Raw genomic sequence first — 20,418 nt, 5'->3', positions numbered from 1 at the left:
AATACAAATTTAACCACATCCCGATTAATTGTATGGAAATGGCACGGCGCTGTATCCAGATTTCGGGTAACGGGTAAAATAAACCGGATGGGATGGTGAAATTGCCCTCGCGAGTGCGATCGACTCCAACCATCGACAACAACGCAAAAGAGGACACGGCAATGCCATTTCCCTACCCAAAAAATAGCAACTAAATTGTTTAACAATTACAAAAAAAAAGGACACAGTATTACTATGTCCTTACCTCTGTATTGTAGGGACACAGCAATGCTGTGTCCCTAACCGTACCGATATCCCGATTAGAATTCTTGCCGTTTAGAACAAGAACAATTCAGAATTACCGGAAACTCCCAAATTGACATCGACAGTGGCAAACAAACTGTTACCACCAACCGTAGAACCGTTGCTATCGTAATACAGTTTAGTAGACAAACCGTCGTAGATAGCCATGATGGACGGCCCGGTTAAAGTTCCTTCAAACACAGTTACATCAGAAACTGTACTGCTGTAAGCGTAGAAACTCGAACCCAAAGGCCCAGATCCGGTGGTAAAGGCTGCAAAACCAGTGCTGTCGAGGTTAATTAGATCGTCAGCAGTGCTGTAATTGGTAATTACATCCCCGCCGTCAGCAGTAGTTCCGCTGAACACAAACACATCCAAACCAGCACCGCCGTTGAGAACATTGGTTCCCACACCACCGATTAAAGTGTCATTCCCCTCGCCGCCGTTGAGAGTATCGCTACCCGCGCCGCCGAAGATGCTGTCGTTACCTGCACCGCCGTCGAAAATATCAGCACTCGATCCGCCGTTCAAGATGTCAGCAAACTCAGTGCCGGTGACGTTATTAGCTGTCGCACTTCCTGTAAATAAGACAGGAGTGGTGAAGTTGTAACCGCCAACACCAGAACCGAAATTGTTAACTCCGTTTGTCGGGAAAGTACCGGGATTAGTGATTAAATCCACAACGCTGCCTGAGTTGGTAGTAGTACCAGCAGGAGAAGATGCGATCGTACCTGTAAATACAAAGTCCGCCGTTCCCAGATTGCTAGCAGCAGTACCCAGATTCGCAATCAAGCTAGAACCAGCCGCTACGGTACCGTTCGAGTCAAAATACAACACAGTCTCGTTCGACGCATTCGTAAAGGCGAAGAAACCAGCAGCCGTAGAATTGCCCAGAACCTTAGTTTGTGCATCTTCCAAAGAGGCATAACTGCCGCCTGTGAAAATCACGAACTCTTTGCCAGTAATGTCAGGAGTTGAACCGCTCACACCGTCAAAGTTAGTCGTAGTCAAATTGCCGAAAGCGCTCGCGCTAAACTCGAATTTGTCTACCCCAGAGGTAAAGTCAGTAATCGTATCACCGCCTTCGCCTGTTGCTTTGTAAACAAACAGATCCGCACCAGAACCGCCAGTCAGAATATCTGCACCGCTGCCGCCGCTGAGGATGTCAGCAAACTCAGTACCAGTGACGCTGTTAGCATCAGCATTTCCGGTAAATAACACAGGAGTGGTGAAGTTGTAACCGCCAGCACCAGAACCGAAATTGTTAACTCCGGTCGGGAAAGTACCGGGATTAGTGATTAAATCGACAGCGCTGCCGGAGCTGGTAGTAGTACCAGTGGGAGAAGTACCAGTGTCAGAAGACGTGATCGTACCTGTGAATACAAAGTCCGCCGTGCCCAGATTGCTAGCAGCAGTACCCAGATTCGCAATCAAGGTAGAACCACCTGTCACCGTACCGTTCGAGTCAAAATACAACACAGTCTCGTTCGCAGCATTCGTAAAGGCGAAGAAACCAGCAGTTGTAGAATTGCCCAGAACCTTAGTTTGTGCATCTTCCAAAGAGGCATAACTGCCGCCTGTGAAAATCACGAACTCTTTGCCAGTAATGTCAGGAGTTGAACCGCTCACACCGTCAAAGTTAGTCGTAGTCAAATTGCCGAAAGCGCTCGCGCTAAACTCGAATTTGTCTACCCCAGAGGTAAAGTCAGTAATCGTATCACCGCCTTCGCCTGTTGCTTTGTAAACAAACAGATCCGCACCAGAACCGCCAGTCAGAATATCTGCACCGCTGCCGCCGCTGAGGATGTCAGCAAACTCAGTACCAGTGACGCTGTTAGCACTCGCATCTCCGGTAAATAACACAGGAGTGGTGAAGTTGTAACCGCCAGCACCAGAACCGAAATTGTTAACTCCGGTCGGGAAAGTACCGGGATTAGTGATTAAATCGACAGCGCTGCCGGAGCTGGTAGTAGTACCAGTGGGAGAAGTACCAGTGTCAGAAGACGTGATCGTACCTGTGAATACAAAGTCCGCCGTGCCCAGATTGCTAGCAGCAGTACCCAGATTCGCAATCAAGGTAGAACCACCTGTCACCGTACCGTTCGAGTCAAAATACAACACCGTTTCGTTCGCAGCATTCGTAAAGGCGAAGAAACCAGCAGTTGTAGAATTGCCCAGGACCTTAGTTTGTGCATCTTCCAAAGAGGCATAACTGCCACCTGTGAAAATCACGAACTCTTTGCCAGTAATGTCAGGAGTTGAACCGCTCACACCGTCAAAGTTAGTCGTAGTCAAATTGCCGAAAGCGCTCGCGCTAAACTCGAATTTGTCTACCCCAGAGGTAAAGTCAGTAATCGTATCACCGCCTTCGCCTGTTGCTTTGTAAACAAACAGATCCGCACCAGAACCGCCAGTCAGAATATCTGCACCGCTGCCGCCGCTGAGGATGTCAGCAAACTCAGTACCAGTGACGCTGTTAGCATCAGCATTTCCGGTAAACAAGACAGGAGTGGTGAAATTGTAACCGCCAGCACCAGAACCGAAATTGTTAACTCCGGTCGGGTAAGTGTTCCCAGCAGCAGTTAAATCAACAACGCTGCCTGAGTTGGTAGTAGTACCAGCAGGAGAGGCGATCGTACCTGTAAATACAAAGTCCGCCGTTCCCAGATTGCTAGCAGCCGTACCCAAAGAAGCAATAAGCGTCGAACCACCGGCCACGGTACCGTTCGAGTCAAAATACAACACAGTCTCGTTCGACGCATTCGTAAAGGCGAAGAAACCAGCAGTTGTAGAATTGCCCACGGCCTTAGCTTGTGCAGCTTCCAAAGAGGCATAACTGCCGCCGGTGAAAATCACTAACTCTTTGCCAGTAATGTCAGGAGAAACCCCGCTAACACCGTCAAAGTTAGTCGTAGTCAAATTGCCGAAAGCGCTCGCGCTAAACTCGAATTTGTCTACCCCAACAGTAAAGTCGGAAATTTTATCGCCGCCTTCTTTAGTTGTCCTGTAAACAAACAGATCCGAACCAGTGCCACCGCTTATGACATCCAAACCGACGCCGCCGGTGATGGTATCGTTGCCGTCGCCGCCCTTGAGGCTATCGTTAAAGTTGCTGCCGACAATCTTGTCATCGCCTGCTAAACCATCGTAATTAACTGGGGCCGGAGAAGTGGTGAAATCCACATTGTCAGCACCAGCAGTACCGACAGGAATATTTAGTGGCGGGCCCGTGAAGACAAAGTTACTGAGTTGCAGGCGAATGCTCGCCGAGAAACTGGTGACAACTTCAAAGCGCCCCTCAACAGAAAATACCAGTACGGAACGGCCGGTCTCGGCATCTATAAACTGACAGAAAGTAGGCACGTCTCCGTTGCCACCCAAAGCTACAAACCGCGCTTGCAAAGACGCGATGCTGGTAACAGTGATATCCGTGGTGAAGTCGAGCAAATTAGCGCTGCCGATCGACCCAACAGCAGTAGTAGCAGTAATATCCAGTCGGGTCAAGCTAGAAACGGTGAGATTACCAAAAGCTGCCGTAGAAAGCTCTAAAAGATCGCCATCGACCTTAAAGTCAGTAATTAAGTCAGCTTCTGCAACTGTTTGAATCTGTTGGCGGGAAGTGCGGTAAACATAGCGATTGTTTCCATCACCCCCACTTAGAACATTGGTTCCTAGGCCGCCTTCGATCGTGTCATTTCCCTCATTTCCACTTAATGTGTCATTCCCAGCACCGCCTATTACTGTGTCATCGCCGATGCCAGCTTCGATATTGTCATCGTCATCGCCGCCGTCGATATCGTCAGCGTCATTGCCGCCTTTAATTGTGTCCTTGCCCAAGCCTCCTTTTAGTGTGTTTTTGCCTAGGCTAACTTCGATATAATCATCGTCATCGCCGCCGTCGATATCGTCATCGCCATCGCCGCCGATGATTGTGTCCTTGCCTTTGCCGCCGATGATTGTGTCTTTGCCTTTACCGGCTGTAATGTTATCGTTACCATCGCTGCCTACGATGTTGTTAGGGAGCGTCGCAGAACCGGCAATAGCTTGACCTTCTGGATTGCCAGCAAAATTAAAGGAATTTTGCTCGATTTTCAAGCTAAAACGCTTGCCGGTGAGAGCTCTTTGGCCGTTGGTAGCTTCAAAACCAAAAGTAGCCGCACCGACAAAACCTACTGCCGCTCTGAAAGTTACCCTGCCTGCGTTAATGTCTTCTTGAGTGAAGGTAACGCCCGTTTGTGTTACGGCGACTCCCTTAACAAATAGTTGCCCGGTTGTAGCAGGGGGCAGCTCGGTTAGCGTGAAGGTTATGCCGCCAGGACCTTGCCCGGTATCGGAAACACGCAACAAATCAGGAGTAATAGTTTGCTCCTGGCCGCTGGAACCAGCAATCAGGGTCTCACTAACTTCCAGTTGCGGAGGGTTAAAAATCGGAGTTTGAGGTTGAGTTGGAGTTTGAGGTTGAGTTGGAGTTGGAGTTTGAGGATTAACTCCCAAAAAGTCGGCCGCAGTGATAAGCGTTGCGTTGACATTCAACAATAGCGCGATCGCGAAGTTATTGACCCGAATTTCGGTATTGACACCGATTTGTATAAAGGTCAAGCTGCTAAAGTTCAAGTCGCCAAACAGCAGAAACTGGTCGCTGCCGTCCTCGAAGTCAGCGATGACTGCAGTTACCCCAGCGTTACCGTTACTCAGGACATAGTCGTCATCTCCAACACCGCCTATACAGGTATGGTTGCCAGTACCGCCCATCAGCGTATCGTTGCCGTTGCCGCCCATCAGCGTATCGTCGCCGTTGCCGCCGCCGCTAACGCTGTCGTCGCCGTCGCCGCCGCCTGCCACGTCATTGCCGTCGCCAGTAACGAGGGTATCGTTGCCGCCACCGCCCATCACACTGTCGTCGCCGGCACCGCCCATCACGCTGTCGTCGCCGTCGTCGCCTTCACACAGGTCGTTGCCTGCGTCGCCGCTCACGGTATCGTCGCCGGCACCGCCCATCACGCTGTCGTCGCCGTCGTCGCCACTGCAAACGTCGCTGTCGCCACCGCCGCTCACGGTATCGTTACCGGTGCCGCCGCTAACGCTGTCGTCGCCGTCGTCGCCACTGCAAACGTCGCTGTCGCCACCGCCGTTCACGGTATCGTTACCGGTGCCGCCGCTAACGCTGTCGTCGCCGTCGTCGCCTTCACACTTGTCGCTGCCTGCACCGCCCTTCACGGTATCGTTATCTTTACCGCCGTTAACGGTATCGTTGCCGTCGCCGCCCTCACAATCGTCGTTGCCTCGATCGCCCCTGACGACATCGTTGCCTTCGTCGCCCTCACAATCGTCGTTGCCTTTGCCGCCATAGACGGTATCACTGCCGGCGCCACCCTTAACGTCATCATCTCCTTCGTTGCCGTTGGCCCAGTCATCGCCGTCATCGCCTTCGCAGGTGTCATTGCCGGTACCGCCAAAAAGGCTGTCGTTCTCTTTACCGCCATTAACCTTGTCGTTGCCTTTGTCGCCCTTAACCTTGTCGTTTCCTTTGTCGCCCTTTATTACATCGTCGTCCTCGCCGCCCTCGCAATCGTCGTTACCTTTACCCCCGAAGATTGTATTTTTTCTGCCACGGTTTCCTTTGATTGTGTCTTCGCCTTGATTGCCGAATATCTCCTCGTTTTCGTCGGTGGCGACAATTAAGTCATCGTCATCGCTACCGAGGACGGTTCGGCGGCGGGGAGGGATGTCGCTGCCATCGTCGAAGTCATCGTCATCTATGTCGCCCACACCTTCTTCTAGTACGCCGGTAGATTCCGCCATTTGGCTGTCATCAGCAGCACCTGTTTCGGGTGTACCGTTAGACTGATCCGGAATTAAGGCGTTAATGTCGGCGGTGTTTTCGCTCAGCGCTGCGTCAATTAAGTCCTTTAACTTCTCATCGGAAGGAGGGCTGTTGTTGCCTAAATCCACCCCGTCACCGATGGGGATCGGTGTAGTAAACAACTTGGGATCTGTCTCTGTCATCTCAGGAATTCCTGTTTCATCTTGTTGAAAGGCAAAAAGTGTTCCCTGTTCTTCTTCAAGTAGTTCCATCGTTGATATTTCCAAAAAAATGGTAAGCTTCTTAGAATCAATTTATCAGCAAACAGGACGCTGCAGAAGATTGTTTTTTTAACTTCATGCTTTCGCCTGCTAGAGGAGCTGGTTTCCTCATCTTTACTATTATAGATGCCACTTAAACGGCAAGGTTTTTTTCGCTCTGTTGCGAGTTTTATATTCTGCAATTGCCTACCAAAATTAATTGATCCGCAACCTACACTGTAATTACTGCGCCGAAGCGCCGAGCATTTGAGATGTTCTCGGTAATTTCTACAGTAAGCTGGACCGAAGGGCCCCTGATTGTAGATTATCTACGTAATTTCTACAGTGAATTAGCTGAACTTAAACTCGCAACTGACAACTCCTAAATAACTACCCAAAACCTGTATCCCCCCAAATTTTTCCCTTGCATTTTTTCCGAGCTTGGCTGGGTGTATGGAAGTTTTGTAACACTCCCAGCTTTGACAAATCCTTCCCTGACTTAGGATTTGAATCTCTTGACTAAACGACTGCACGCTTCTAATTTTAGTTCCCGATGATTAATTAGAAATTTAGATAATTCGCCCGGGCAAATATTTGTTCTAATTTTTAGTTGCACAATTTTTTCTCGATTCTAGGAAACCTCGCGAACTGAGAAAAATTTTTTTTCGGATCGATACTAAGAATTCTGCCAAAATATATCAATCTCAAGACAGATTGCAAAAAGTGCCAAAAAGTAGTAAAGGGGCAGAATTCGTTTTTGGTGACAGTTGCAAGCTCGATCGGCATTTTGAGCGGGCACGACCCACGGCGAGGCTGCCCAACCCTGTTGTTTTGTAGAGGCTTTGCTACCAAATCCAATAATTTTCCGAGAAACCGGCCTGATGAGGCTTAATCCTCTAGATGCCAAAAATTATGGTTGCTGAAGAGTACCGGAATAATTTGATTGCCATTGTATTGTTGAGAGTTCTTGGCTGCTTACGTTTATTTTTGCTGCTTAACTTTAACTAGATTAAGAGAGTTAAATTAAAAGTTTTATACTATATCATAGAAGCGGAAAATTAGCAATAAGTTATTGGCAATTATGGATTGTCAACTATCAATTACCGATCGCCACTGAGGTCTTAAGGATGAGGGCGGAGGGCTTACGGATGAGAACCCAGGGCTGACCAATTAATTAATTGACACAAAATCAAGATTACACATGGGGGGTTGGTGGTAGAGGATAAGCGGTAAAGACCGATCGACCGATCGCCAAAAAAAATAAAATACTCAACTTTCCCTGCGATATTACCCTGAAACCGGTTGACGAGAGCCGAAGTAATTTTAATAAGAACTAGAGATCCGCCTGGTAAAGTGCCTCCAATTTAACTTTACTCAGCAATGAGAAACTCAAGTTCACGACGAATCTAAAGGGGTCTGCGGTAGAGGTGCAAAATGTTAAAGATACAAAGATTGCAGAAAATTCGGCTTTCACCGAGCCACAGGGCAATCAAAACTAATAAACTGTTATTAAAGTACAACTTTTATATCCTCAAAGTGTTTGAACAAATATATATGACCCTAGCGATCGCCCGATCGGGGGAAGCGCATTCAGAAACTTTGATTGAAAAAGTAAAAATTATTTTGCCGATCGCTATTGCTAGCCGCAAAAACGCAGGCAAATTCAGAATTAAGGCGGGAGGGCGCTAAATCCGTGAGCCAGGAATTTCAACTCTCAGTCACTCCAGTTGGAGACGACGAATATCTAGTGCGGACAGAAAGGGTTGCACCCGGTGTACCCTTAGCCGAACAACAAGTCCGCTGGCCGATCAATGAATGGCTTGCACTCTCTGCTCAACTGATGAACGACCCGCTGGTGGGCTTGCTCCAAGGAAAAGCAGTACAGGGAAGCAGTTTTGCTGGTCGCGGGATCTCCCGTTCGGGACACAACTCAGCGCCGAATTTAGTAGCGCTCGGACAACAATTATACAGCGGGCTGTTTCAAGGAAACTTGCGCGATAGCTGGACTTGCGCTCAAGGCATCGCCCAGCACCGCCGAGAAGTGCTGCAACTGCGACTCGGACTCAAAGGCCGGCGCTTGCCGCGGCTGCCGTGGGAAGTTCTGCACGCCGGCGATCGCCCTTTGGCAACCGGCACCGATGTCGTGTTTTCACGCTACCAACCAGGTACAAGTTTGTTCAAACAAACCCGGATACTGCCTAGTAGCGGGCCGCTAAAAATTTTAATGGCGATCGCCTCTCCGAGCGATCGAGACAGCTTGCAGCTCAAGCGAGAAGTGCTCCACCTGCAACAAGAACTCCAAAACCGCACGGGTAATCCTCTCAAAAACAGCCCCCATTCCCCGGAAATTCAACTGACGATTCTCGAACAGCCCGATCGAGAACAACTTACCCAAGCCCTAGAACAAGGACACTACCAAGTCCTGCACTACGCAGGCCACAGCAACTTAGGTTCCAGAGGTGGCGAACTCTACCTAGTCAGCAGCCGCACCGGCTTAACCGAAACCTTGAGTGGCGACGACTTAGCTGGATTGCTTGTTAACAACGGTATTCAGATGGCCGTGTTCAACTCCTGCCGCGGCGCCTACGGCGACCCCTCCGATCTCGCGGACGACAGCCCGGAACGGAACTTAACCGAAGCTCTAGTGAAGCGGGGCATTCCGGCAGTGCTAGCAATGGCAGAAAGCATCCCCGACGATGTAGCCCTAACTCTGACGCGGTTGTTTTACCGCAACCTCAATCAAGGCTATCCAGTTGATCTGAGCCTGAGCCGGGCCAGAGCTGGGCTAATTTCTGCCTACGGTTCTCACCAGCTATACTGGGCTTTGCCTATTCTCTACCAGCACCCGGACTTTGACGGCTATTTGATCGGCGCCCCAGCCCACAGCGCGACATCCGGTTCTATGGTGCACATAATCGCGTCGGGAACGCAACCGGCGCTCGCGGGTACAGAATGGAAGGCTCCGTCTTCGGTTTCGGCGATCGCCCCATACCCCCCAATCCCAGCCAATCGATCGCATGAGTCAGACAATTCTGACGGCGAAGTCTGGGAATATTTTCCCGACCCATTAAAAGATCGCAGGGATTGGGTTCACCAGAACGATCGACCCGATGCTACTAATTCACCAAACTCACCGACGGCTTCGCCGTCCTCTATTCCTAATTCTGAGTGTTCGGCGATCCAAGCAACTCGCGCCGCTGCAGCGACTCAGAAACCGTTAAAAAAACCGGGGTTGAAAAAATCTGTCGCCCTGATGCTTTGCTTGTTCCCCGTTGCTTTGAGTGCTGGCTTTTTTGGGTGGCGGTACTCGAACCAGCGAAGCACGAAACCAGAAGAGTTACTGCCGGCGGTACGGACTCCCCTGTCGCAAAATTACCTGCAACAACGTCACTAAAAGCGATCGCCCACTGCAATGCTGAATTTAGACCCTCTTAGCCTGGCTCCAAACTGGGTGGGGTTTTTGCTGGCCATTCGTTATAGGTTCCCGCTGGAAAAGTGATCAAAAGTATGCTGCTCGATTGAATCTCGGACTTACCTTCATCAAGCCGGTTTTTACCGAAAATAAGCAGCAGCGCAACCAAGCATCTAGGAAGAAACCGGGTTTCTCGTCGAGAGAGTAAGTCCGGGACTGCTTGATATGAAATTCGTCAGTCGATTGTAGATTTTAGACTTCGGCTTGAACCCTGAGTCGAAGGATTTGAGATTTTAAATTTACTCGACAGACAAATCTGGGAACTGGAACAAGACTCTAAAATTTTGATCTCACCACGACAAGAGTCGGTGGCTTGTATGTGTTTTTGCGCGGGCTGATTCGGCAGCAGGAGCATTCGTCATTCGGCACAAGACAATAAAAGCCACAGTTGCAACCATTAAGAAGGTCCTCACCGTCAGCGCGCTTGCTATATTTCACAATAATTAATTATGGAAGTGGCTGTGAGTTTGACGCGCCCCTCCAGTTGGTACATAAATTTTGAGAGTATGGCAGTTTACAGGCCACGAGTCGAAACCAATACATTTCCATCGAAACTCCATGCCGGGAACCGCCGCTAATTTGTAGTGCATCAAACATTTAAGCAGTTGTGCATTTAACTCGGTCTTTTTCAATTCCCCTGTGGAAATAACCTCAAATTTTCTGGATTGGGGCCGGAGGAGGAGGATTTTCCCGAGTTCCCCCTAGAAATCTACAGAGTCCTGGCGAAGTGTTAAGAGTCGCGAAGCAATCTCACCCGATCAAAACTATTCCCCTCTTAGTGGCTGCCCGATGTTTCTGCCGCGCCCATTGACTCGGGTTTTAGCTTAAACCCGTTCAAAGAAGAGGTGAAATTTCCTTCAATTTTTACCTAATTGCCTTCCCCACACTGCGTTCTGTGGAAGTTATATGCTCAACACCTTAATAGAAGATTGCTCGTTGGTATTTGGGGTTTTGAGGGGATTTCCAGCCCGAAAAATAGAATTTACAAGTAGCTGGCAGTGACATTGAGAACAAGTGCTGCCTCGTCTTGTTGAGGTAAAAGTTAACCCCGCGCCGGTAAATGCTTTCGGCAGATTTGCAGTGACCGCGTTCTAGGTATTTCCATTCAGGGCTGTCTTATTTTGACCTTGACCGCAGACACAATCGCGGATTGGTGAATGCAGGGAACAGACTTTAGTGTAAAAAAGTAAAGCATTTAATTTGCGACAATAATTCCCCGCGCGATCTGTCCGAGGCTTACACAAGCATTTGGGCCGCGAGGTGCAAATTGATCGGCCTTCGAGCATCCTTACTTGCACCCCCGGTCTTGAGACCACAGAAATTTATCCAGAATCTTAATATTCAGAATTCTTAGTATTGACAGTGAAACAAAGTTAATCTAATGTGTTGTAATTGATATAAGTAAAGTCCAATAAGCGAGGTACGGTCAATGGCAGAAACAGCTACAGCACCCTTAACAGGAAAAGGTCTGCTTCAAAAAATCAAAGGCAGTGATTTGCCACGCAGAGAACTTGCAAAGCTTTGCGGCTACTTCACGGTCAGCAAAAGTGGAGAAACCCGGATTAATCTGGCTGAGTTTTACGATGCAGTGTTAGCTGCTAAGGGCATTGAGCTAGAGAAGTCTAAAGCAGACGGACGCGGGCGAGAAGCGAGTTATCGAGCTAGCGTTCACAAGAATGGTTCGATCGTGATCGGGGCAAATTATACCCAAGAAATGGGATTAAAGCCGGGAGACGAGTTTGAAATTAAGCTCGGATACAAGCACATTCGCTTGATTCAGATCGATGTGGACAGACCGGATGTGGATGTGGATGATGAAGAGGAGGATACAGAAGAATAGAGGCGATCTCGATGCAGTCAGCCGATAGCAAGGCGACTGGATTTGGCTTCGCTACACGAGTATTTGCGCGCCACCCTTCGATTTAACTGATGAGCTGTCTTGACTATTTCTATTTTCTCTTGTCCCGCAAAGACTACAGTGCCTCTGAACTTCGCAAAAAGGGGCAAGAGAAAGGTTTTGGCAATGAGGAAATATTGGAGGCGATCGCGCAAATTCAAGACCGCGGCTATCAGTCCGACACTCGCTTGGTGGCAAACTCGATCGCCTCTGCAGCAGGCAAATACGGGAAGTCGGCCATCAAGCGCAAGTGCCTGCAAAAAGGAATTACCAACGATTTGTTCGAGCAAGTCTGGGAAGAAGAAATTGCCGAAAATCAGGACTCCGAAGCAGAAAAACTGGCCGAATTAAAAGCCAAAGTCATGCGGAAATACAAGATCGATACTTGGGGTAAAGCAGATCCGAAAACCAAGGGCAAAGTCTTGAATTACCTGCAATACAGGGGCTTTAATGCCTTTGAAATTTGGCGACAGTGGCAAACAGAAGAAGATGACGAGTAAATAGTAGGGCCACGCAAATAGGTGCGGCCCAGATAGGCAAGCACAACTACACCGCTGCCGACGGGGCTAAAGTGTAAGTTCTGAGTTTTTGTAAATGTATGTCAATCCTCAGCGTTGACTAAATAAGATTCGTACATCTGCCGGTGTCTGGCTAAAAGCTCGAGATATTTCTCGTTGATTTTAGCCAGCATCCATTTTTCTTTAAAAATGGCGGCAGATTCTGCTTTCACCGGATCTGCTTGTAGGGGCAAAATATCTTTTCGAGCTGCGGTTTGCTCTGCAACAGACTTCAGCTTCTGAGGGTTTTGCGGGTATTTTCGACCGCTTTTGTGGTTGGCGTAGCGACGCGATCGAGTATACCCCATCTGCAAGAACTTGCGGGCCATATCGGCTCCCACAAAATCTTCGCGATCGAGATACTCTAAAAACAAGGAGTAAATTTTGCTGCTGGACTCCCTGGCAATTTCAGGAGTCTTAAACCTCCAGAAAGGCAGAATTTCTCCTTTGTAGGGTTCCACCAACAGCACTCCCTGTTCTCCTTTCCCTACCCGATAAAGTTCCGGGTGCTGTCGAAAGTCGATGTTCTTAAAATCCAAAGAGTAGTCGAACTGCTTCATCGGGCATTTTCTGTTCTATCGGGAACTATAGAAGCCCGGGGTTTCCCTTCGTCTGGTTGGGTATAAACCCAGGCCCAAGCAATCAAGACGGCTTGAAAAGGCAGCCTGAACCAATACAGTAATTGGTTGTGGGGAATCCCTTCAATGGGAATGTTGTTGACGGCTTGATTGATATTAGCTGGAAACACGGCAATAAACAAGGCAATTAATCCCCACGCCGCCGCCCTGCTCACAGGAGGAACTAACAGCCCAATTCCCCCCAAAATCTCGAAAAAACCGCTGATATAAACCAAGGCTTCCGGGTAAGGAAGCTGGGGTGGCACAATTCTGATAAAAGGTGCGGGTACTGCAAAGTGCAGCACGCCTACAATACTGATAGCTACTGCGAGAATAACTCGCCAAATTTCTTTTTGACTTTTCATGGGCAAGGGGAAATTAATAACTGTTAAAGTGCTGCGATAATGCTTGCCAAAATTCGCTATCTGCGAGCGATATGACAATAAAACTGAGGCCCAAAAATTCCAGCTTTCCGGCTTTGTCTGCTCTTGCTGATGGCTGTAACGATTTTATTTCGTATAAACACCAGGTTTCTGGGTAACTCCCAGACAATTTTTCACCCCCCCAAACTGGAGGAAGTGAGAAATGGAATCGAAGGCCTGGGCGTTGACTGCCAAAAACAGATAGCGCACATTTTGATAACAAGATTTTAATGTCTAGTGCCCTGTTGCTGTCTCTATCTTCGGGTAGTGAAACATGATTTTTGTTCCGGCTTTGGCTTCGTCACCAGCCAAACCAGTGGGGGATTTTCTTCATCGACAAATGCACCATCGCTTAACATTAAATAAATCATCGCCGCAATTGATGAGTGCGATTGCTGCTAAATTTGACCTAGCCTTCCAGGCGCTTCCCTAACCTTCGGGAACCCTAGGGGGAAGATAGCTTTGCTAGCCCGTACCTTGAGTAGCCCAATTAAGGCGAGTAATTTGTCAAGAACTTTTAGAATTATTTAATATTTGCGCTTTTAGAATTATTGGGAGAGGCAATTTGGGAACGCTCTGTAATTAAAATTTCTATCTAAAGTTTGAATTTTGTCAACTTCCGACAGATGTTATAATGAATGAAATTATTGAATTTGCTAAAAAGTCGATCGTCGTAGCAACTCCCCAACCATCCTGCTGCAATTCAAAATAGTCACCAACGGCAGGAACTTTTTACCCACCACATTATTCAAAAAGATTGAGCCTCCAAGCGCTGTGTCATTTTTATCTACACGCAATCAATCACCGACGACCATGAACACCTCACTAAACACCTCTAAATTTGGCATAAACCGGATGCTGCGACAATCGCTGTTGCTTGGCATCTTTTCTGCTGCAGCTTTAGCTAGCGGATGGGCGCCCGGTTTGTACACACAATCCCCAAACCTCGTTTTCGGAGCTGCAGCCCAAGCTCAAGAAATTAGCAGCGAAGAAATTACTAGCTACGCTCGCGCTGTGTTGGCAATAGAACCCAGACGGGTGGAAGCTTATAACGAAATTAAAGGAATCGCTGGGGGCTCGGTTCCCAGAGTAGTGTGCAACGAAACTCAGGAAATAAATAGGTTGTCTGGAGGTGTTCGCGGCATCGCGGTGAATTACTGCCAACAAGCTAAAAAAGTTATCGAAACCAATGGTTTGACAGTTAGTCGCTTCAACCAGCTTACTTTGCTCCAGCAAGCGGATCCGGCAGTCAAACAGCGAATTCAAGCCGAGCTCCTGCGACTGCAACAAGCGGGCAATCAATAAGCTTGATGGTTTGAGTCTTTCTTCCTCTCCCGTTCTCTTAGACTTCTCCATAAAAGCTTGTTAAGGGCAGGCAGGATGCCTAACCGCTACCTCCCCCCAACAATATATTGGAGATTTAAATTGTTCGAGTTCCTAGACGGTAGGCAAAATTTTTTCAAAAAAAAGCGATCGTCTGCGATTAAGTGCTTGACAAAATAACATAAATTTGGTAATAAAACCAGAACGGGAGCGGTCAGAGAGATGACTATTTTTCAACTTGCTGTAAATCGGAATGAGATATAGCGATCGCCAACACGATTAAGACGTTTTTAATTTCTGAAACATGAGCTGAAGATTGGAAGTTCAGTCTTCCTTATTCCTTCGGCTATAAAAAAGATATTCCTCAAAAACTCAAGTTCAAGTGAATTGCTCTGAGGAATAGAATATAAAAATGCTAACCTTCACAAAACATTTACCTGCAAATCCCGATGCTATTGTCAGCTTTACTTTACAAATGACAGCAGACGATCGCACTCGCAGCCGCCACCGATTCGAGACAGAAACGGGGGAAAGGCTGCACCTGAGTTTGCCCAGAGGTACGGTACTGCGCGATCGAGATTTATTGCAGTCGGAAGACGGTAGCTGTTTGGTACTGGTAAGTGCAAAACCCGAACCGGTGCTGACAGCCCGCGCATCAAGTCCGCTGCTACTGATGCGGGCGGCTTATCATTTAGGAAACCGTCACGTAGCTTTAGAAATTGCCGATAATTATTTAAGGCTTTCTCCCGACTCTGTATTGCAGGGAATGCTGGAAAAAATGGGTTTGGAAGTAACAGAGGAAATTGTGCCGTTTCAGCCAGAAATTGGCGCTTACGGGCACAGCCATTAGATTTTAGATTTTAGATTTTAGATTTACTCCCACCTTGGAATCCGAGGGCTTATAACCAAATTAGTTTCGGTCATTCAAGAAGGAAGAAGTCAACAGTGAACAATCAACTTTTATGTTTGTTACAGCTAGCTTTTGCACCTGTGGGAGCTTATAGTTATTCTGAGGGAATCGAAAGTCTGGTAGAAACCGGTGCGATCGACAGCGAGATTACTTTGAGGAATTGGTTAGAAAATTCGCTGCAATGCGGGGCTGTTCGAGTAGAAGCCGCTGTGGTGGTAAGGGCTTTGAGGGCGGCAAAGATAGGGGATTTGATGGCTTTGAATTACTGGAATGCTTGGGCGACTGCTACTAAGGAAACAGAAGAGTTGCGCTTGCAAAGTTGGCAAATGGGGCGGACTTTGGTCAGGTTGCTGCTGGATTTGCGTGAAGCGAAGCTATCCCGCAGGGAATCGCCCGTTGCTTCTGGGTTAACAACAAGTGTAAAAGATTTGGTGGAATTTTGTGGCAATCCGTGCAATTTTGCGATCGGCTTTGGCATTGCCGCCGCCAACTGGCAGATAGAAGAGGAAGCCGCCGTGTTAGGATATTTGTACAGTTGGGCTGCCAATTTGGCGAGTGCGGGCGTGAAACTGATTCCCCTCGGTCAAACAGCGGGTCAACAGTTACTGTTAGATTTGCAGTCTCAAATTAGCTGTACGGCGCAAGAAGTTTTAAAATTAGAAGATGATGATATTGCTAGTTGCAGTTGGGGGTTAGCCCTAGCTAGTATGGCGCACGAAACTCAGTACACTCGGCTATTTCGGAGTTGAAAATCAGAAAATCTAAAATCTAAAATCTAAAATCGCTATGGGTGCTTTTCGTCTAGGAATTGCTGGGCCGGTTGGTTCGGGAAAAACTGCTTTACTTGATGCTTTGTGCAAGGCGCTGCGGCAGCAATACCAGATTGCTGTAGTTACTAATGATATCTATACTCAGGAAGATGCCCAGTTTTTGGTTCGGAGTCAAGCTTTGGAGAGCGATCGAATTTTGGGCGTAGAAACGGGAGGCTGTCCCCACACAGCCATCCGCGAAGATGCTTCCATTAACTTAGTAGCTATAGAAGAGTTAGAGCACAAATTCTCTGATTTAGATTTAGTCTTTGTAGAAAGCGGCGGCGATAACTTGGCGGCCACTTTTAGCCCGGAGTTAGTAGATTTAACAATTTACGTAATCGATGTTGCAGCAGGCGATAAAATTCCGCGCAAAGGCGGGCCGGGAATTACTAAGTCGGATTTATTAGTAATTAATAAAACAGACCTCGCACCTTATGTAGGAGCAGATTTAGGCGTGATGGAACGGGATACGAAAAAAATGCGAGGCGATAAACCTTTTGTTTTTACTAACTTGAAGACTAAAGAAGGATTAGAATCAGTAGTTAATTTCATCCGCTCCCATATCGCGTAAAACATCAGTCTTCATCTGCGTTCATCTGCGTTCATCTGCGGTTAAAAATCCTAAAAAATATCACCTCACCACCAATTGTTTGACCAAATTAGCCAAACGTTCTGTACTGTCTCTCACTGCTAGTTCAGAAGCTGCTTGAGACATTTTTTCCAAATATTGGGAATCTCTTAACAAATACAACACTTTGCTTTCCAACACATCTGCGGTTAATTCGCTTTGACGGAATACCACGGCGGCCCCGGCTTTAGCAAATACTTCCGCATTAAATCTTTGGTGGTCGTCAGCGGCGTGAGGAAAAGGAATTAAAATAGAAGGTACTCCTGTCACTGCTAATTCTGTCAGAGCACTCGCGCCCGATCGACTAATGGCTAAATTTGCTCGCTGCAACAAACTCGCCACATTGTCGTAAAATGGCATCGACAAATATTGCTCGTGTTTCAAACTCTCAGCATCCGGGTCATTATTTCCTGTCAGGTGAACCACCCAAGCACCGGCATCAAACCAAGCCGGAGCACACTGGCGCACTAACTTATTGACTGCCACAGCACCTTGAGAGCCGCCCATGACTAAAATTACAGGTACACTGTCAGGAATTGGCAAATTTAGAGGTTGGCGAGTCAGGAATTGCGATCGCACCGGCGTACCAGCAACAACGGTTTTCGCGCGGGGTAAATGCTGGGCTGCTGCTTCAAATCCGATCGCCACAGCAGTGCACAAAGGACTAAACCAGCGCGTCACCTTCCCCGGAATTGCATTAGATTCGTGGAGAATTACCGGCAAACCTAAAGAACGGGCCGCCAGAATTGCCGGTGCTGCGATGTAACCGCCAGTAGTAAACACTCCCTGAAAATTTCCCGCTTTGAGCAACTTCCGCACCTGAAGGACCGAGCCGGCGAGTCCGCCCAAAATTCGCAGTGTACCGAGTCCAAATCGCTGCTGAAAGCCTTCAACGGCGATCGTGTGGAGGGGGTAAAGGGATGAAACTAACTCGGTTTCCATGCGGTCTGGGACTCCTAGCCATTCGATCTGACAGTCGTTCAACTGACTAGCGGTGGCGATCGCGGGAAATAAATGTCCACCAGTGCCGCTAGCTGCAACCAACAACCGGAGGGGGGCTTTTGTCAAGGTATTTGTTTCTTTTTTTACAAGTACAAGTTCCACAGGTCGATCAATTTTATATTTGAGGTTTTAGATTATTATGCTTATTATTCCGGCAGTTTCAGCCAATTTTGAATCAGCCATCTAAAATTAGATTGTGCCGTGTCCCTGCTTCCGTTGTCAGTTTTCGTTGCAGGCGAACAGTTGCCCGCGCCACGACTCCTGACAAATAACCAAATTATCATCTAATGCGTAATTTTTTGAATTTAATGCCAAGTGTATCTCAGTATTTTTCCAGCCGTCGGAACCAAAAAGCCGATCGGGCGCTCGTTTTTGGCTTTAACTGCGGGCAGTCGATCGCTCAAATGTTGTTATGTTTAACAGTGGTAAGTGCTGGCGTGCTGCATCCTAGTGCGGCAAGAGCGATTGGTGCGATCGCGGCGACTCCCCGAACGATCGCCCAAACCCCTGCAAATGCGCCTGCGCCACTCACAAAAGTGCTAACAGAAATTGACGCAGCGGCCAACCGGCGCGATGTCAAAGCAGTTATGGCATTTTACAGCCCGAATTTCACTCATTCTGACGGCTTAAACAGCCAAAGCATGGAAAAAGCCCTCACCCAACTCTGGAATCGATATCCGAGTTTAAATTACCGCACCGAGATCAAATCTTGGAAAACCGAAGGTAGCGCGATTCTCGCAGAAACCATAACTACAATAGCCGGCACTCAAAAAAAGGATGGCAGAGAATTAACTCTCAAAGCTACCATCCGTTCCCAGCAGCGCTTTGAAGGTGAAAAAATAGTTAGTCAAGAGATTTTAGCAGAACAAACTCAGCTTAGTTCTGGGCAAAATCCTCCCACAATTCAAGTGAATTTTCCGGATCAAGTTAAGGTGGGCGAAGAGTACCATTTTGATGCCATTGTGCGAGAGCCGATCGGCGATGATATTTTAATAGGGACTGTTTTGGAGGAACCCATTACCGAAAAAACCTTGTTTAATCCCTCAGAAGTCGAGCTGGAATTGCTAAATTCCGGGGGAATTTTTAAAGTAGGTAAAGCTCCGGCTACGCCCGAAAATCGATGGGTTTCAGCAGTTTTGATGCGACAAGGCGGGATTGCAACAGTTAGTGTGCGATTGCGGGTTGTCAAATAATAAAATAGGTGTTATGGGTTATTTGGGTAATTTCTGTAGTGGCGGTTTAAGTAAAATTTCTAACACCAATGAGAGAACAAGTTAAACCTGCCTCTACAATAATGATGGTTAATTGACCAGACTTAATCTTATACCAACTAAAATTTTTTCCCTCTTCCCTCTTCCTTCTGATTATTAATTAAAAATGATTTCTATCCAAAACCAAATTGTTTTCATTACAGGTGCGAGTAGCGGTATCGGAGCAGCCTGTGCCAAGATATTCGCCAAAGGGGGAGCCAAACTAATTTTAGCAGCCCGCCGTCTTGAAAAGCTCGATCTACTGGCAAACGAACTTGTAGAAACAAAATTGATTGCGTCGGCGAACGAGATTTATTTGCTAGAATTGGACGTGCGCGATCGCCCGCAAGTGGAATCGGCGATAGCTGCGCTTCCCGATGCCTGGAAAAGCATCGATATTCTGATTAACAATGCGGGATTGAGCCGTGGTTTAGACAAACTGCACGAAGGCAACTTCCAAGATTGGGAAGAAATGATTGATACCAATGTTAAAGGCTTGCTTTACATGACTCGCGCGATCGTGCCGGGAATGGTAAGCCGAGGCCGCGGCCACGTAGTGAATATCGGCTCAATAGCAGGCCGCCAAACTTATCCGAAAGGCAATGTTTATTGCGCTTCCAAAGCAGCAGTGAGAGCTATTTCTGAAGGGTTGAAACAAGACCTTTTGGGAACACCAGTGCGAGTGACGGAAATAGAGCCTGGTTTGGTGGAAACAGAATTTAGCAATGTCCGGTTTCACGGCGATTCAGAAAAAGCAAAAAATGTCTATCAAGGATTGACACCGCTGACTGCAGACGATGTGGCCGATGTCGTGTATTTTTGCGCGACGCGATCGCCCCACGTCAATATTAGCGAAGTCTTGCTAGTTCCGACAGACCAAGCTAGTGCTACTCTGGTGCACCGAAAAGAGTTTTGAGTTTTTAGTGGTAATTGTCCGGATTGCGCTCGAATTCTCAGGAAGCTTAATTGGTAGATGCACCCTGATTAATTAACTCCCGACCAATTTTGGCCGGGTTTTTTTTGGCGATCGCACGCTGAGCAAAAAATTATCCCACATTCTGCCAAAGTGTCCTGAAAGAGGTGCTGTGAGGCGGGAGATTAAATTAGTAGATGCACCCTGATTAATTAACTCCCGACCAATTTTGGCCGGGTTTTTTTTGGCGATCGCACGCTGAGCAAAAAA

General features: G+C 47.7%; 15 protein-coding genes. 10 read left to right on the top strand and 5 right to left on the bottom strand.

What is annotated here, in order from left to right; genetic code table 11:
* Positions 1–315: 315 nt before the first annotated feature.
* The gene (locus QUA25_RS03650) at positions 316–6,357 is read right to left on the bottom strand and encodes a cadherin-like domain-containing protein (RefSeq protein WP_333035661.1); all 6,042 of its coding nucleotides are present in this window, start codon (positions 6,355–6,357) and stop codon (positions 316–318) included.
* Between the two features lie 1,422 nt (positions 6,358–7,779).
* Between QUA25_RS03650 and QUA25_RS03645 the strand changes: the two genes are divergently transcribed.
* From QUA25_RS03645 to QUA25_RS03630, 4 genes are all read left to right on the top strand, one after another.
* Entirely contained in the window at positions 7,780–8,034 is a 255-nt protein-coding gene (locus QUA25_RS03645) for a hypothetical protein (RefSeq protein WP_333035660.1), read from the top strand.
* A 4-nt stretch (positions 8,035–8,038) separates the two neighbouring features.
* Entirely contained in the window at positions 8,039–9,739 is a 1,701-nt protein-coding gene (locus QUA25_RS03640; RefSeq protein ID WP_333035658.1) for a CHAT domain-containing protein, read from the top strand.
* Positions 9,740–11,246: 1,507 nt separating this feature from the next.
* The gene (locus QUA25_RS03635; protein WP_172184952.1) at positions 11,247–11,657 is read left to right on the top strand and encodes an AbrB family transcriptional regulator; all 411 of its coding nucleotides are present in this window, start codon (positions 11,247–11,249) and stop codon (positions 11,655–11,657) included.
* 89 nt (positions 11,658–11,746) lie between these two features.
* The gene (locus QUA25_RS03630) at positions 11,747–12,214 is read left to right on the top strand and encodes a regulatory protein RecX (RefSeq protein ID WP_006634375.1); all 468 of its coding nucleotides are present in this window, start codon (positions 11,747–11,749) and stop codon (positions 12,212–12,214) included.
* Positions 12,215–12,315: 101 nt separating this feature from the next.
* Here QUA25_RS03630 and QUA25_RS03625 read toward each other — a convergent pair whose 3' ends face one another.
* Positions 12,316–12,831, bottom strand: coding sequence for a DUF4385 domain-containing protein (locus QUA25_RS03625; protein ID WP_333035653.1), 516 nt, complete (start codon positions 12,829–12,831; stop codon positions 12,316–12,318).
* Complete coding sequence (locus tag QUA25_RS03620; protein WP_015177615.1) at positions 12,828–13,253, bottom strand: DoxX family protein; 426 nt, start codon at positions 13,251–13,253, stop codon at positions 12,828–12,830. Before QUA25_RS03620 ends, QUA25_RS03625 begins: the two co-directional genes overlap by 4 nt.
* A gap of 870 nt (positions 13,254–14,123) precedes the next feature.
* Between QUA25_RS03620 and QUA25_RS03615 the strand changes: the two genes are divergently transcribed.
* The 4 genes from QUA25_RS03615 (at position 14,124) to ureG (ending at position 16,926) form a co-directional block, all read left to right on the top strand.
* Positions 14,124–14,615, top strand: a complete 492-nt coding sequence (locus QUA25_RS03615) for a DUF4168 domain-containing protein (protein WP_333035651.1) — start codon at positions 14,124–14,126, stop codon at positions 14,613–14,615.
* Positions 14,616–15,045: 430 nt separating this feature from the next.
* The gene (gene ureE, locus QUA25_RS03610; protein ID WP_333035650.1) at positions 15,046–15,483 is read left to right on the top strand and encodes an urease accessory protein UreE; all 438 of its coding nucleotides are present in this window, start codon (positions 15,046–15,048) and stop codon (positions 15,481–15,483) included.
* A 95-nt stretch (positions 15,484–15,578) separates the two neighbouring features.
* A complete protein-coding gene (locus tag QUA25_RS03605) occupies positions 15,579–16,292 on the top strand; it encodes an urease accessory protein UreF (RefSeq protein WP_333035648.1) in 714 nt (237 codons plus the stop codon).
* A 37-nt stretch (positions 16,293–16,329) separates the two neighbouring features.
* Positions 16,330–16,926, top strand: coding sequence for an urease accessory protein UreG (gene ureG, locus QUA25_RS03600; protein WP_333035646.1), 597 nt, complete (start codon positions 16,330–16,332; stop codon positions 16,924–16,926).
* Positions 16,927–16,986: 60 nt separating this feature from the next.
* On the opposite strand, the gene murG is transcribed toward ureG, so the two are convergent.
* On the bottom strand, positions 16,987–18,087 hold the full coding sequence (murG, locus tag QUA25_RS03595; RefSeq protein ID WP_445304843.1) for an undecaprenyldiphospho-muramoylpentapeptide beta-N-acetylglucosaminyltransferase: 1,101 nt from the start codon (positions 18,085–18,087) through the stop codon (positions 16,987–16,989).
* A gap of 206 nt (positions 18,088–18,293) precedes the next feature.
* Here murG and QUA25_RS03590 point away from each other — a divergent pair, with 206 nt between their 5' ends.
* Together QUA25_RS03590 and QUA25_RS03585 are read left to right on the top strand one after the other, a co-directional pair.
* Positions 18,294–19,178, top strand: a complete 885-nt coding sequence (locus tag QUA25_RS03590) for a nuclear transport factor 2 family protein (RefSeq protein ID WP_333035645.1) — start codon at positions 18,294–18,296, stop codon at positions 19,176–19,178.
* 184 nt (positions 19,179–19,362) lie between these two features.
* A complete protein-coding gene (locus QUA25_RS03585; protein WP_333035643.1) occupies positions 19,363–20,151 on the top strand; it encodes an SDR family oxidoreductase in 789 nt (262 codons plus the stop codon).
* Positions 20,152–20,223: 72 nt separating this feature from the next.
* On the opposite strand, the gene QUA25_RS03580 is transcribed toward QUA25_RS03585, so the two are convergent.
* Positions 20,224–20,418: hypothetical protein (locus QUA25_RS03580; RefSeq protein WP_333035641.1), on the bottom strand; the 195-nt coding region annotated here is incomplete at its 5' end.

This window comes from Microcoleus sp. Pol17C6 (genome assembly GCF_036701145.1).
In the GTDB taxonomy this organism is placed as follows: Bacteria; Cyanobacteriota; Cyanobacteriia; order Cyanobacteriales; family Microcoleaceae; genus Microcoleus.
The sequence above is the reverse complement of the archived record's forward strand: the minus strand, read 5'-3'. Positions and strand labels throughout refer to the sequence as shown.

What these genes read in the sequence shown, in the direction of transcription:
- QUA25_RS03620 (WP_015177615.1), bottom strand. Translation starts at nt 13,253, where the DNA reads ATGAAAAGTCAAAAAGAAATTTGGCGAGTTATTCTCGCAGTAGCTATC.
- QUA25_RS03590 (WP_333035645.1), top strand. Translation starts at nt 18,294, where the DNA reads ATGCCAAGTGTATCTCAGTATTTTTCCAGCCGTCGGAACCAAAAAGCC.
- QUA25_RS03650 (WP_333035661.1), bottom strand. Translation starts at nt 6,357, where the DNA reads ATGGAACTACTTGAAGAAGAACAGGGAACACTTTTTGCCTTTCAACAA.
- QUA25_RS03630 (WP_006634375.1), top strand. Translation starts at nt 11,747, where the DNA reads ATGAGCTGTCTTGACTATTTCTATTTTCTCTTGTCCCGCAAAGACTAC.
- QUA25_RS03625 (WP_333035653.1), bottom strand. Translation starts at nt 12,831, where the DNA reads ATGAAGCAGTTCGACTACTCTTTGGATTTTAAGAACATCGACTTTCGA.
- QUA25_RS03585 (WP_333035643.1), top strand. Translation starts at nt 19,363, where the DNA reads ATGATTTCTATCCAAAACCAAATTGTTTTCATTACAGGTGCGAGTAGC.
- QUA25_RS03645 (WP_333035660.1), top strand. Translation starts at nt 7,780, where the DNA reads ATGTTAAAGATACAAAGATTGCAGAAAATTCGGCTTTCACCGAGCCAC.
- ureG (WP_333035646.1), top strand. Translation starts at nt 16,330, where the DNA reads ATGGGTGCTTTTCGTCTAGGAATTGCTGGGCCGGTTGGTTCGGGAAAA.
- QUA25_RS03615 (WP_333035651.1), top strand. Translation starts at nt 14,124, where the DNA reads ATGAACACCTCACTAAACACCTCTAAATTTGGCATAAACCGGATGCTG.
- QUA25_RS03635 (WP_172184952.1), top strand. Translation starts at nt 11,247, where the DNA reads ATGGCAGAAACAGCTACAGCACCCTTAACAGGAAAAGGTCTGCTTCAA.
- ureE (WP_333035650.1), top strand. Translation starts at nt 15,046, where the DNA reads ATGCTAACCTTCACAAAACATTTACCTGCAAATCCCGATGCTATTGTC.